The following is a 12,959-nucleotide window of genomic DNA, read 5'->3' on the forward strand; positions in this document are numbered from 1 at the left end:
GCCCCCCGTGTCGTCGCTCGCCGTCCTGACCGCCGAACAGACCGCCGCCCGGCTTCCCTTCGCCGCCCTGTGCGACGCGGTGGCCGCCGCCGCCCGCGACTACGCCGCCGGGCGCATCACCAGCCCGGAACGGCAGGTGCTGCCGCTGCCGAACGGCGGCGTGCTGCTGTCGATGCCGGCGACCGCGCCGGACATCGCCATCCACAAGCTGGTGAACGTCAACCCGCAGAACGGCGCGCAGGGGTTGCCGACGATCCATGGCGTGGTCAGCGTTTTCGACGCGCCGACCGGCGTGCCGCGGCTGATCCTCGACGGCCCGACCGTCACCGCGCGGCGCACCGCCGCGGTGTCGATGCTGGCGATCCGCACGCTCGCCCCCGCCGCGCCGCGCCACGTCGCGCTGCTCGGCGCCGGCAAGCAGTCGTCCGGCCATGTCGAGGCGCTGGCGGCGCTCTACCCCGGCATCCGCGTCGACGTCCACAGCCGCAGCCTGGACAGCGCGGCGGCGTTCTGCGCCGGGCACCAGGGGCAGGGCGTGGAACTGCGGCCGGCGAGCGGCGCCGTCGATCCGGCGGCCGCGGTGGTGATCGCGCTGACCACCAGCCTCGCCCCGATCTATGACGAGACGCCGCGGCCGGACCGCCTGCTGGTCGGCGTCGGCGCCTTCAAGCCGGAAATGGCGGAGTTCGGCCCGACCGCCGTGCATGGCAGCGAGCTGTTCGTCGACGACCCGGCCGGCGCCCACCACGAGGCCGGCGACCTGATCCAGGCCGGCGTGGACTGGAGCGTGGTGCGCTCGCTGGTCGAGGCGCTGGACGGCGGCGCCACCGCCGGCCGCCCGCGCCTGTTCAAGAGCGTCGGCTGCGCCGCCTGGGACCTCGCCGCCGCCCGCTGCGCGCTGGCGCAGGGCTGAGCGACGCCCCTCTCCCGGACGGGGAGGGGCGCCTGCCGTTCAGCAGTCGAAGAACACCGTCTCCTGGTCGCCTTGCAGGTGGATGTCGAAGCGGTAGACCGCGCCGCCCGGCACGTCGGCGCGCTGGGCGATCAGCGTGCCGCGGCGGTCGTCCGGGACGCTGGACAGCACCGGATCCGCGGCGTTGGCCGCCGCCTCGTCGGAGAAGTGCAGGCGGGTGAAGGCGTGGCTCAGCATGCCGCGGGCGAACACCGTCACCGCGATGTGCGGGGCCTGACCGTCGCCGTGGCCGCCCGGCTTCACCGTGTCGAAGAAATAGTAACCGGCGTCGTTGGTGCCGCAGCGGCCGAAGCCGGCCGCGCCGGGGGCGTGCTTGCCGTCGGCGCCGGCCTGCCAGATCTCGACCACGCAATCGCGGATCGGCGCCCCTTCGCCGTCATAGACGACGCCTTCGACGCGGATGTGCTCGCCCGGCGTCTCGTGGGTGGCGAGCCGGTTGGTCGCCAGCGGGCGGCGGCCGTAGAGTTCCGGGGTCCAGGCGTAGGCGAAATACGGACCGACGGTCTGGGACGGGGTCTGCTTCAAGGTCTGCGTCATGGCGATCAACGCTCCATCGGCGTGGCGAGGCGTCCGCGCAGGACGATGTCGAATTCATAGCCGAGCGCCCACACCGGCTCGGTCACGTCGATCGAGAAGCGGGAGATCAGCAGCTCGCGCGCGCCCTCCGGCACGCCGTTGTAGATCGGGTCGAGCGGCAGCAGCGGGTCGCCCGGGAAATACATCTGGGTGACCAGCCGGGTCAGGAAGGACGGCCCGAACAGCGAGAAATGGATGTGCGCCGGGCGCCACGCGTTGTGGTGGTTGCCCCAGGGATAGGCGCCGGGCTTGATCGTGGTGAAGCGGTAGCGGCCTTCCGCGTCGGTGATGCAGCGGCCGGCGCCGAAGAAGTTCGGGTCGAGCGGCGCGTCGTGCTGGTCCCAGCGGTGGACGTAGCGGCCGCAGGCGTTGGCCTGCCAGATCTCCAGCAGCGTGTGCGGCACCGGCCGGCCGCTCTCGTCCAGCACGCGGCCGGTGACGATGATGCGCTCGCCGACCGGCTCGCCGTTGACGCGGCCGTTCTTGGTCAGGTCGCTGTCCAGCGCGTCGACGCTGTCATGGCCGAACACCGGGCCGGTGCGGACCGACAGGCACTGCTTCATCGGGATCAGCGGCTTGCGCGGCGAGCGCAGGACCGTCGACTTGTAGAGCGGCGACAGGTAGGGCGGGTGCTGCGCCCAGTCGCGGGGCCCGAAATCGGCCTCCGCCTCGCGAACGACACTGTCCATCTCGGGACGCCTCCTTGGGGGAATGGGTGGTGAGTCCAGCCTTGAACGGCCTGTTGAAACCATTATGGACCCATGGTCCATTTCCGTGAAACGCAAAGACTGGACCGCGATGGTTCACTCTGCGGATGGTCAGTCGCGCTGACGCTGGCCCGGTCGACCGTGGCGGTGGTCCGTCAGCGCACGGTCGATGAAGTGCCCGGCCGATCCAATGTAGCGCAGCGGGTCGAACAGCCGGTCGAGGCCATCGCCGCCCAGCGCCTGCATCACCTCGGCGTCCTCGGCCAGCACGTCGCGCAGCGGACGGGCGGCCTCGGCGGCGCGGCGGCTGGCGTCGGCGACGCGGGCATGGGCGGCCATGCGGCCCATGCGCTCGCCCAGCGCCATGGTGACGGCTTCGGCCAGGATCAGGCCGCGGGTCAGGTCGAGGTTGGCGCGCATCCGCTCGGCGTCCACCGTCAGGCCGGCGATGGTTTCGCGGGCGTGGCGCGCGGCGCCGGCGACGATGCGGGCGAGGTCGGGCAGCGCCTGCCATTCGGCGTGCCAGCCGCCGAGGCCGCGTTCATGCTCCTGCACCTGGGCGGCGAGCAGCCCGCCGACCAGCGCCGGGGCGCGCACCGCCGCCGACAGCAGCACGGCGCAGGACACCGGGTTGCGCTTGTGCGGCATGGTGGAGGAGCCGCCGCGGCCGGGGCCGCTGGGCTCGAACGCCTCGGCGACCTCCATCTGCATCATCAGCGAAATGTCGCGCCCCAGCGTGCCGAGCGTGCCGGCGAGGATGCCCAGCGCGGCGGCCAGCTCGGTGATGCGGTCGCGGCTGGCGTGCCAGGGCAGGGCGGGCAGCGGCAAATCCAGCTCCGCCGCCAGCGCCTCGGCCACCCGCGGCCCGGCGTCGCCCAGCGCCGCCAGCGTGCCGGCGGCCCCACCGAACTGCAAGGCCAGCCGGGCGCGCGCCGCCGCCAGACGCTGGCGGTCGCGGCCCAGCGCGTCGAGCCAGCCGGCCGCCTTCAGCCCGAAGGTCGTCGGCAGGGCGTGCTGCAACCAGGTGCGGGCGACCATCGGCGTGGCGCGGTGGCGGTCGGCGAGGGCGGCCAGCCCGTCGGCGAGGCCCGCCAGATCGGCGTCCAGCCCGTCGATGAAGCGGCGCAGTTGCAGCACCAGCCCGCTGTCCATCGCGTCCTGGCTGGTGGCGCCCCAATGGACGAAGCGCGAGGCTTCCTCGTCGGCGTCCTTCACGCTGCGGGTCAGGTGCTTGACCAGCGGGATGGCGGTGTTGCCGGCCAGCGCCGCCTCCGCCCCCAGTGCGTCGAGGTCGTAGAGATCCGCCCGGCAGGCCGCCGCGATCGCCGGAACCGCGCGGGACGGGATGACGCCGACCGCCGCCTCCGCCCGCGCCAGCGCCGCCTCGAAATCCAGCATGCCCTGCAGGCGCGCCGTCGGGGTGAACGCCGCGGCCGCCACGTCGGAGCCGAAGAGCGGGTCGAGCAGCGGGTCGGCGTGGCGGATCTCGCTCATCGGTCAGCCCTTTGCGCTGTTGGCCGCGTCTTCGGCGTCCATCTCGTCATAGACGCCGCGGGCCAGCGCGACGGCGTGGTTGGCGGCGGGGATGCCGGCGTAGACGGCGGCCTGGAGCAGGATCTCCTTCACCTCGTCGCGGGTGACGCCGGTGTTGCGGGTGGCGCGGATGTGCAGCTTCAGCTCGCCGTCCTTGCCCAGCGCCGCCAGCATGGCGATGGTCAGCATGCTGCGGGTGCGGATGTCCAGCCCCGGCCGGGTCCAGATGTTGCCCCAGGCGGTCTTGGTGATGAACTCCTGGAAATCGGCGTCGAACGCGGTGGCACGCTCCAGCGAGCGGTCGACATGGGCGTCGCCCAGCACCGACCGGCGCACCGCCATGCCGCGGTCGTAGAGGTCCTTGTCCAGCATCTCGGTGCCCAGCATCTCGGTCATGGCAGATCCTTCAGGAAACCGTCGATCAGGGCGGCCAGCTCCGCCGGCTTCTCGACGCCGGGGATGTGGGCGGCGCCCGGCAGCACGGCAAGGCGGGCGCCGGGGATGCCGTCGGCCAGTTCGCGGGCCAGGGCCGGCGGGGTCGCCACGTCCTCCTCGCCGACGATCACCAGGGTCGGGGCGGCGATGCCGGCGTTGGCGGCGCGCAGGTCGGCGTCGCGGATCGCCATGGAGCAGCCGATGTAGCCATCCTCGGTCGTCCGCCCGACCATGGCGACATAGCCGCGGATCTGGTCGGGCCGCTCGGCACGGAACCGCTCGGTGAACCAGCGCGCCATGACGCCGTCGGCGATGGCGGCCATGCCGCGGGCGCGGATCGCCGCGATGCGGTCGGCCCAGATCGACGGCGGACCGATCACCCCGGCGGTGTCGCACAGGATCAGGCCATGGAGGCGCTGCGGCGCCGTGACGGCGAGGCGCTGCGCCATCATGCCGCCGATCGACAGGCCGCAGACATGGGCCCGCGCGATGCCGAGCGCGTCGAGCAGCGCCACGGCGTCGCCGGCCAGCGTGTCCATGCTGTAGCCGGCCTCCTCCGTCACCGGGGTGACCTCGGTCAGGCCATGGCCGCGCATGTCGTAGCGCAGGACGCGGTAGCGCTGGGACAGGTGCGGGACGACGGCGTCCCAGATCTGGAAGCTGGTGCCGATGGAGTTGGCGAACAGCAGCACCGGCGCGCCGGCGGGGCCGGTCAGGTCGTAATGGACGGTGATGCCGGCGGCTTCGATGAAGGGCATGGGATTCTTCCGCCTTTGGTGGTTGTGACGGTGGCGTGTCGGCTGACGGTGCCCCGTCCCCGACCCTCCCCCGCTTCGCGGGAGAGGGAGTTGAGTGCAAGGGCGGCGGAGTTCCCTCTCCCACCAAAGGTGGGGGAGGGTTAGGGAGGGGGCATTCGGAATGCCCGGGTCAGGCTACACCCGCTCGATCATCACCGCGATGCCCTGGCCGACGCCGATGCACATGGTGCACAGCGCCGTCCGGCCGCCGGACTGCTCAAGCTGGTAAAGCGCGGTGGTCGCCAGCCGGGCGCCGCTCATGCCCAGCGGGTGGCCGAGCGCGATGCCGCCGCCGTTCGGGTTCACATGCGCCGCGTCGTCGGGCAGGCCCAGCTCGCGCAGCACCGCCAGCGCCTGGGCGGCGAAGGCCTCGTTCAGCTCGACCAGGTCGATGGCGCCGATGGTCAGGCCCAGCCGCTCCAGCAGCTTGCGGGTGGCGGGTGCCGGGCCGATGCCCATGACGCGCGGCGGCACGCCGGCGGTGGCGCCGCCGACGATGCGGGCGCGCGGGGTCAGGCCGAAACGCTTGACCGCCGCCTCCGACGCCACCAGCAGCGCCGCGGCGCCGTCGTTGACGCCGGACGCGTTGCCGGCGGTCACCGTGCCGCCGGGGCGGACCACCGGCTTCAGCGCCGACAGCGCCTCCAGCGTCGTGGCGCGCGGGTGCTCGTCGGTGGTGACCACCGTCTCGCCCTTGCGGCCCTTGATGGTGACCGGGACGATCTCGCGGGCCAGGCTGCCGTCGGCGATGGCGCGCGCGGCGCGCTGCTGGCTGCGCAGCGCGAAGGCGTCCTGGTCGGCGCGGCTGATGTTCCAGTCGTCGGCGACGTTCTCCGCCGTCTCCGGCATCGAATCGACGCCGTAGCGCGCCTTCATCGCCGGGTTGACGAAGCGCCAGCCGATGGTGGTGTCGAAGATGTCGGCGGCGCGGGAGAAGGCGGTCTCCGCCTTGCCCATCACGAAGGGGGCGCGGCTCATGCTCTCGACGCCGCCGGCGATCATCAACTCGGCCTCGCCCGCCTTGATGGCGCGGGCGGCGGTGGCGAGCGCGTCGAGGCCGGAGCCGCAGAGCCGGTTCATCGTGGTGCCCGACACCGCGTCGGGCAAGCCGGCCAGCAGCGCCGCCATGCGGGCGACGTTGCGGTTGTCCTCGCCGGCCTGGTTGGCGCAGCCGTAGATGACGTCGTCGACGGCGGCCCAGTCGACCGACGGGTTGCGCTCCATCAGCGCCCGGATCGGCACGGCGCCGAGGTCGTCGGCGCGCACGGCGGACAGGGCGCCGGCGTAGCGGCCGATCGGGGTGCGGATGGCGTCGCAGATGTAGGCTTCACGCATGGTGTCTTACCCCTCTCCGCCGCCGGCGGACTGGCCGTGGGCGGCCGCGGTGCGGGCCTGGAGATCGCGCAGCGCCGCCAGCGCCGCGGCGTCCGGGATCGCGGTGGTCGTCAGGTTGGGCGAGACCTTCAGGTCCCAGCCGGTGGCCTCTTTGACCTGCTCCACCGTCACGCCGGGGTGGATGCTGGTCAGGGTCAGCTCGCGCGTCACCGGGTCGGGCGTCAGGATGCCGAGGTCGGTGATGACCGCGGTCGGGCCGCCGCCGGTGATCCCCGCCTTCTCGCGCGCGTCGCCGCCGTCGAGGAAGCCGGCCGAGGTGACGAAGGAGAGCTTGTCGACGAAGGCCTTCCGGCTCTGCTTCAGGACGATGAAGACCTCCTTGGCCTGGGCGGCGATCTCCGGCGCGCCGCCGGCGCCGGGCAGCCGGACCTTCGGCGCGTCGTAGGGGCCGATCACCGTCGTGTTGATGTTGGCGAAGCGGTCGACCTGCGCCGCCCCCAGGAAGCCGACGTCGATCCGCCCGCCCTGCAGCCAGTAGCGGAAGATCTCCGGCGTGCTGACCACGGTGTCGGCGGTCAGCGCCAAGTCGCCGTCGCCGATCGACAGCGGCAGCACCGTCGGCTTGGCGCCGATCGGACCGGATTCATAGATCAGCACCACGTCGGGCGCGTGGGTCAGCCGGGCGAGGTTGGCGGCGGTGGAGGGCAGGCCGATGCCGACGAAGCAGACCGTGCCGTCCTTCAGCAGGCGGCTGGCCGCCACCGTCATGATCTCGGTCGCGGTGAAATCGGGCGTTTCAGTGGCGGTATCGGGGGTGGTGGTCATCACACGGCCTCCTTCATGCTTTCGGCCAGCACGCGGCGGAAGCCGTCGAAATCGTCGGTGTCCAGCACATGGCGCTGCATCCAGTCGCGGAACGTCTCGCGCGAGCGGGCGACCGGGTCCCAGGCCTTGTAGAAGCGGTTGTCGCGCTCCGAATAGCCCTGGGCGTAGGACGGATAGGCGCCGCCGGGGACGGGACAGACGGCGGACAGCGCCCAGGTCGGCAGCACGCAGGCGTTGGTCGGCGCCTCCAGGTCGTCGACGACCTCCTCCACCGTGACGATGGAGCGCTTGGCGGCCAGCACCGCCTCCTTCTGGACGCCCAGGATGCCCCACAGCAGCACGTTGCCGCGGCGGTCGGCCTTCTGGGCGTGGATCACCGTCACGTCGGGGCGCACCGACGGGATCGCCGCCAGCTTTTCCCCGGTGAAGGGGCATTCGATGAAGCGGATGTTCGGGTTGACCTTCGGCAGGTCGGACCCGGTGTAGCCGCGCAGCAGCGCGAAGGGCAGGTTGGACGCGCCGGCGACATAGGCGTTGGCCATGCCGGCGTGGCTGTGCTCCTCGATGGCGAGTTTGTGCGGCCATTCTCCTTCGACCGCGTCGCGGAAGCGGTGCAGCGAGCCGACGCCGGGGTTGCCGCCCCAGGAGAAGATCAGCTTGTCGGCACAGCCCATGCCGATCAACTGGTCATAGATCAGGTCCGGCGTCATGCGGACCAGGGTCAGGCCGCGCCGGCCCTGGCGGATGATCTCGTGCCCGGCGGCGTGGGGAATGAGATGGGTGAACCCTTCCAGGGCGACCGTGTCACCATCGTGCACGAGGCTCGCCACCGCCTCGCGCAAGGGCGTGATCTGCGCCATATGACCTCCCGAATGTGCGAAGAGCGCACTGAAATCCTGCTTTGCGCACAGATTGAACGCGGGCCCAGCAAAGTGTCAAGGGCGAAAAAGCTCATGTTCGTTCGTTATTCGCCCATATTGCGGCGCAACATAAGGCGCAGGCAAGGATTTTGCCACGCCGACACCAATACATTTCTGCAAAATCAAAGTGATAGCGAGGGAGATGCCGGAAGGGCGAATATCGCCCTCAAAGACAAATATCGCACTTGACGGTTCGGTTATCCCTCAGTACGTTTGACGGAACACTGAACGACCGGGGCCGCAGTCCCGGCACGCCTTAACATCACATCGGGGAGGGACAATGACGAGGACTCTGCGCAACGCGCTGCTGGGTGCGGCGTTCGGTCTGGCGCTGACGGCCGGTTCGGCCGGTGCGGCGACCATCAAGGTCGGCGTCGTGGCGCCCTTCTCCGGCCCCTTCGCCCTGGTCGGCAAGACCTTCAAGGAGGCGATCGAGGTCTATCAGGCCGAACACGGCAAGACCGTCGGCAACGACACGGTCGAGTTCGTCTACAAGGACCTCGACCAAGCCAACCCGGCGCAAAGCAAGGCGCTGTCGCAGGAGCTGATCGTCAAGGAGAAGGTCGGCTACCTCGCCGGCTATTTCTTCACCCCCGACGCGCTGGCCGTCGCCCCGCTGATCGACGAGGCGAACATCCCCTGCGTGATCTTCAACGCCGCCACCTCGGCCATCACCGAGAAGTCGCCGCGCTACGTCCGCACCTCCTTCACCCTGTGGCAGAACACGGTGCCGCTGGCCGAATACATGGCCAAGCAGGGGATCAAGAAGGTGGTGACCGCGGTCAGCGACTACGGCCCCGGCATCGACGGCGAGACGGCGTTCAAGGCGACCTTCGAGAAGAACGGCGGCACGGTGGTCGACACCATCCGCATGCCGCTGAAGTCCAACGACTTCGCCCCCTTCATGCAGCGCATCAAGGACGCCGGCGCCGAGGCGATCTACGCCTTCCTGCCGGCTGGCCCGACCACGCTGGCCTTCGCCAAGTCCTTCAGCGACAACGGCCTGAAGGCCGCCGGCATCAAGTTCTTCGGCCCCGGCGACATCACCCAGGAACCGGACCTGCCGGCGCTGGGCGACGCGGCGCTGGGCATCACCACGACCTTCAACTACAGCCGCGTCCACGATTCGGCGATGAACAAGGCGTTCCTGGCCAAGCACAAGGAGATGTTCGGGTCGACCGACACCGTCACCTTCACTTCGGTCGGCGCCTATGACGGCGCGCACGTCATCTACCAGATGATCAAGAACACCGGCGGCAAGTCCGACGGCGCCAAGGCGGTGGAGTCGGTCAAGGGCATGAGCTGGGAAAGCCCGCGCGGGCCCCTGACCATCGACCCGAACAGCCGCCACGTCACCCAGACCATCTATCTGCGCACGGTGGAACCGGTCGACGGCAAGCTGGAGAATGTCGAGAAGGCCGCCTTCGCCAACCAGCCGGACTACGGCTACAAGGTCGGAAAATAGGGCAGCAACAGCCACCGCAACCAGGGCAGGCGGACGCGCATCATGGAAACCATCTTCGGGATCGCCGTGGACGGCATCGCCTACGGCATGATCCTCTTCATCATCTCCGTCGGCCTGTCGGTGACGCTGGGGCTGATGCGGGTGGTCAATCTGGCGCATGGCGCCTTCGCCATGGTCGGCGGCTATGTCGCCTCCTACGCGGCGCAGGCCGCCGGGCTGCCCTACGCGGCGGCCCTGGTGGTGGCGGTGGTGCTGACCGTGGTGGCGACGCTGCCGCTGGAGCGGCTGCTGTACCGCCGCATCTACGGCTCCGCCAACGAGCTGAACCAGGTGCTGCTGACCATCGGCCTGACTTTCGTCATCGTCGCCGGCGTCAACTACCTGTTCGGCCCGACGCTGAAGCGCATCCCGCTGCCCGACCTGCTGCTTGGCACCGTGTCGCTGGGGCCGAAGGCGATCCCGGCGCACCGCGCCTTCGTGATCGGCGCCGGCGCGCTGACGCTGCTCGGGCTGTGGTGGTTGCTGGAGCGCACCGACTTCGGCATCCGGCTGCGCGCGGCGGTCGACGATCCGGCGATGGCGGCGGCGCTGGGCATCCGCACCGAGCGTCTCTATCTGGCGACCTTCGCGCTCGGCACCGGGCTGGCGGCGCTGGGCGGCGTGCTGGGGGCGGAACTGCTGCCGCTGGAGCCCTATTACGCCATCCGCTACATCGTGCTGTTCCTGGCGGTGGTCGCCGTCGGCGGGGCGGGCAGCATCTTCGGCTCGGCGGCGGCGGCGCTGGCGCTGGGCATCGTCGACACGGCGGGCAAGTACCTGATCCCGAACTTCGGCGAGTTCTTCTTCTACGCCGCCCTCATCCTGATCCTGTTCCGCTGGCCGCACGGCTTCTTCAAGGGGAGGACGGCATGACCACCATGGCCGACCACAGCGCTCCCGAGACAACCACCCCCGGCAATACCCTCATGACGACCCGACGCGGCATCGACTGGATCGGCATTCCCGTGGTCGCCGCCGTCGGGCTGGCCGCCTATTGGCTGCTGCCGGACGATCTCGGCCTGCTGACCCGCATCCTGTCGTCGGCGCTGTTCGTGCTGTCGCTCGACCTCGTGCTCGGCTATGGCGGGATCGCGACGCTGGGGCAGGCGGCCATGTTCGGCGCCGGTGCCTACGCCGCCGGCATCGCCGCGGTCAACTGGGTCGCCGACCCCTTCGCCCTGCTGGCGGTCGGCGGCGTCGCCGGCGGGCTGGTGGCGCTGGCGACCGGCGCCCTGATCCTGCACGCCCGTGGCCTGACCCTGCTGATGCTGACCATCGCGGTGGCGCAGATCGTCCAGGAGGTCGCCAACAAGGCGCGCGACTGGACCGGCGGCAGCGACGGCCTGTCGGGCATCGAGCCGGCGCCGGTGCTGGGGATGTTCCGCTTCGACATGTATGGCCGCACCTCGTACCTGTTCGCGCTGGCGGTGCTGGTGGTGGCGCTGGTGGTGGCGCGGCGGATCGTGCGCTCGCCCTTCGGCCTCGCCTGCCGCGGCGTGAAGGAGGACCCGTTGCGGGTGTCGGCCATCGGCGGCTCGCCGAAGCTCTATCTGGTGGCGCTCTACGGCGTGGCCGGGGTGTTCGCCGGGGTGGCGGGCGGGCTGACCGCGGTGACCAGCGGCATCGTCGGGCTGGACAGCGTCGGCTTCTCCTGGTCGGCGGAGGCGCTGGTCATGCTGGTGCTGGGCGGCACCGGCCGGCTCTACGGCGCGGTGATCGGCACCGCCGCCTTCATGGGCATCCACCACATCCTGGCCGCCAGCGACCCGTTCCATTGGATGGCCTTCATCGGCCTGTTCCTGATCGGCATCGTCCTGTTCCTGCCGGGCGGCATCGCCTCGGGCGTGGAGCGGCTGGTGGGACTGGTTCGCGGCAAGGAGGATCGGGCATGACCACGCTGCTGGCGGTCGAGGGGCTGAGCAAGAATTTCGGCGGCCTCCAGGTGTCCTCGGACATCACGATGTCGCTGAAGGCGGGCGACCGTTGCGCCCTGATCGGGCCGAACGGCGCCGGCAAGACCACCTTCGTCAACCTCGTCACCGGGGTGATCCCGCCGAGTTCCGGCACCATCCGGCTCGACGGCCGCGACGTCACCCGGCTGTCGGCGGCGGAGCGGGTGCGGCTCGGCCTGATCCGCTCCTTCCAGGTGGCGCGGCTGTTCAAGTCGATGACGGTGCGCGAGCATCTGGAACTGGCGGTGCTGCAGCGCGACCGCCGCACCTTCCGCCTGTTCGCCAACGTCGCCAAGATCGCCGGCCTGGCCGACGAGGTGGCGGAACTGCTGGACATCATGGGGCTGACCGCCGTGGCGCACACCGCCGTCGGCTCGCTCGCCTACGGGCAACAGCGCTTGCTGGAGATCGCGCTGGCGCTCGCCATGAAGCCCAAGGTGCTGATCCTCGATGAACCGGCGGCCGGCGTGCCCCATTCGGAAAGCCAGCGCATCCTCGACGCCATCGACCGGCTGCCCAAGGATCTGGCGGTGCTGATGATCGAACACGACATGGATCTGGTCTTCCGCTTCGCCAGCACCATCGTCGTGCTGGCGCAGGGCCGGCTGCTGTGCAGCGGCACCGCCAAGGACATCGTCGCCGACCCGCGCGTGCGCGAGGTCTATCTGGGGAGCCGCGCCCATGCCCACTGAGTCTTCTGTCGGCTCCCTGGAGGTCGCCGAGCTTCGCGCCGGCTACGGCAAGACGCTGATCCTGGACGGCGTGTCCTTCGCCGTGCCGGCGGGCGGGCGGCTCGCCCTGCTCGGCCGCAACGGGGTGGGCAAGTCGACCACGCTGGCGACGCTGGTCGGCCAGACCACCCGCCATGGCGGCTCCATCCGGCTGGACGGGGTGGAGCTCGGCGGGCTGAGCAGTTCGGCGCGGGCGGCGGCCGGGCTCGGCTACGTCCCGCAGACCCGCGACGTCTTCAAGTCGCTGACGGTGGAGGAAAACCTCGTCACCGGGCTGAAGGGCCGCCCGCGTTCGGCGCTGGAGGAGGCGTACGCGCTGTTCCCCCGGCTGGGCGAGCGGCGGCGCAACGGCGGCGGCGAGCTGTCGGGCGGCGAGCAGCAGATGCTGTCGGTCGCCCGCGCCCTGCTCGGCAAGCCGACGGTGCTGCTGCTGGACGAACCGCTGGAGGGGCTGGCCCCGGTGATCTGCGACCTGCTGATGGACGCGCTGTCGAAGCTGGACATGACCATCGTCCTGGTCGAACAGCAGGTCGACCGCGCGCTGGACTTCGCCGACCGCGTCGTCTTCCTCGACCGCGGCCGCGTCGTCCACGCCGGCCCGGCGCATCAGGCCAAGGCCGACGCGGCGCTGCTGGAACGCCACCTCGGCGTGGCGCTGGCGGCGTAGGTGC

At 70.9% G+C, this 12,959-nt stretch carries 14 protein-coding genes; 6 read left to right on the forward strand and 8 right to left on the reverse strand.

Going from position 1 to position 12,959, the window contains the following annotated elements:
• Positions 1-7: 7 nt before the first annotated feature.
• Complete coding sequence (gene lhpI / locus TSO352_RS05800; RefSeq protein ID WP_109106366.1) at positions 8-913, forward strand: bifunctional Delta(1)-pyrroline-2-carboxylate/Delta(1)-piperideine-2-carboxylate reductase; 906 nt, start codon at positions 8-10, stop codon at positions 911-913.
• 39 nt (positions 914-952) lie between these two features.
• Here lhpI and pcaG read toward each other — a convergent pair whose 3' ends face one another.
• The 8 genes from pcaG to TSO352_RS05840 all read right to left on the reverse strand — a co-directional run bounded on the left by pcaG (position 953) and on the right by TSO352_RS05840 (position 8,041).
• Positions 953-1,510, reverse strand: a complete 558-nt coding sequence (pcaG, locus tag TSO352_RS05805) for a protocatechuate 3,4-dioxygenase subunit alpha (protein WP_109106690.1) — start codon at positions 1,508-1,510, stop codon at positions 953-955.
• A gap of 5 nt (positions 1,511-1,515) precedes the next feature.
• Complete coding sequence (pcaH, locus tag TSO352_RS05810) at positions 1,516-2,238, reverse strand: protocatechuate 3,4-dioxygenase subunit beta (RefSeq protein ID WP_109106367.1); 723 nt, start codon at positions 2,236-2,238, stop codon at positions 1,516-1,518.
• 129 nt (positions 2,239-2,367) lie between these two features.
• Complete coding sequence (locus tag TSO352_RS05815; RefSeq protein WP_109106368.1) at positions 2,368-3,750, reverse strand: 3-carboxy-cis,cis-muconate cycloisomerase; 1,383 nt, start codon at positions 3,748-3,750, stop codon at positions 2,368-2,370.
• Positions 3,751-3,753: 3 nt separating this feature from the next.
• Complete coding sequence (gene pcaC, locus TSO352_RS05820) at positions 3,754-4,161, reverse strand: 4-carboxymuconolactone decarboxylase (protein WP_109106691.1); 408 nt, start codon at positions 4,159-4,161, stop codon at positions 3,754-3,756.
• Positions 4,162-4,181: 20 nt separating this feature from the next.
• Positions 4,182-4,982, reverse strand: coding sequence for a 3-oxoadipate enol-lactonase (pcaD, locus tag TSO352_RS05825; protein WP_109106369.1), 801 nt, complete (start codon positions 4,980-4,982; stop codon positions 4,182-4,184).
• 174 nt (positions 4,983-5,156) lie between these two features.
• Positions 5,157-6,356 (reverse strand): 3-oxoadipyl-CoA thiolase, encoded by a 1,200-nt coding sequence (gene pcaF, locus TSO352_RS05830; protein ID WP_109106370.1) that lies wholly within the window; start codon positions 6,354-6,356, stop codon positions 5,157-5,159.
• Positions 6,357-6,362: 6 nt separating this feature from the next.
• Complete coding sequence (locus TSO352_RS05835; RefSeq protein ID WP_109106371.1) at positions 6,363-7,181, reverse strand: CoA-transferase subunit beta; 819 nt, start codon at positions 7,179-7,181, stop codon at positions 6,363-6,365.
• Entirely contained in the window at positions 7,181-8,041 is an 861-nt protein-coding gene (locus TSO352_RS05840; RefSeq protein ID WP_109106372.1) for a CoA-transferase, read from the reverse strand. Before TSO352_RS05840 ends, TSO352_RS05835 begins: the two co-directional genes overlap by 1 nt.
• 340 nt (positions 8,042-8,381) lie before the next feature.
• Between TSO352_RS05840 and TSO352_RS05845 the strand changes: the two genes are divergently transcribed.
• From TSO352_RS05845 to TSO352_RS05865, 5 genes are read left to right on the forward strand one after another with little or no spacing between them, the layout of a single operon-like run.
• Positions 8,382-9,566: an ABC transporter substrate-binding protein gene (locus TSO352_RS05845; RefSeq protein WP_109106373.1), complete on the forward strand. Its 1,185-nt coding sequence runs from the start codon at positions 8,382-8,384 to the stop codon at positions 9,564-9,566.
• A gap of 42 nt (positions 9,567-9,608) precedes the next feature.
• Positions 9,609-10,478, forward strand: a complete 870-nt coding sequence (locus TSO352_RS05850; RefSeq protein WP_109106374.1) for a branched-chain amino acid ABC transporter permease — start codon at positions 9,609-9,611, stop codon at positions 10,476-10,478.
• Between the two features lie 53 nt (positions 10,479-10,531).
• The gene (locus tag TSO352_RS05855) at positions 10,532-11,497 is read left to right on the forward strand and encodes a branched-chain amino acid ABC transporter permease (RefSeq protein ID WP_247871911.1); all 966 of its coding nucleotides are present in this window, start codon (positions 10,532-10,534) and stop codon (positions 11,495-11,497) included.
• Positions 11,494-12,249 (forward strand): ABC transporter ATP-binding protein, encoded by a 756-nt coding sequence (locus TSO352_RS05860; RefSeq protein ID WP_109106376.1) that lies wholly within the window; start codon positions 11,494-11,496, stop codon positions 12,247-12,249. The genes TSO352_RS05855 and TSO352_RS05860 overlap by 4 nt, the downstream gene beginning before the upstream one ends.
• Positions 12,239-12,955 (forward strand): ABC transporter ATP-binding protein, encoded by a 717-nt coding sequence (locus tag TSO352_RS05865; RefSeq protein ID WP_109106377.1) that lies wholly within the window; start codon positions 12,239-12,241, stop codon positions 12,953-12,955. Before TSO352_RS05860 ends, TSO352_RS05865 begins: the two co-directional genes overlap by 11 nt.
• Positions 12,956-12,959 lie beyond the last annotated feature (4 nt).

The sequence above is a fragment of the Azospirillum sp. TSO35-2 genome, from assembly GCF_003116095.1.
GTDB lineage: Bacteria > Pseudomonadota > Alphaproteobacteria > Azospirillales > Azospirillaceae > Azospirillum.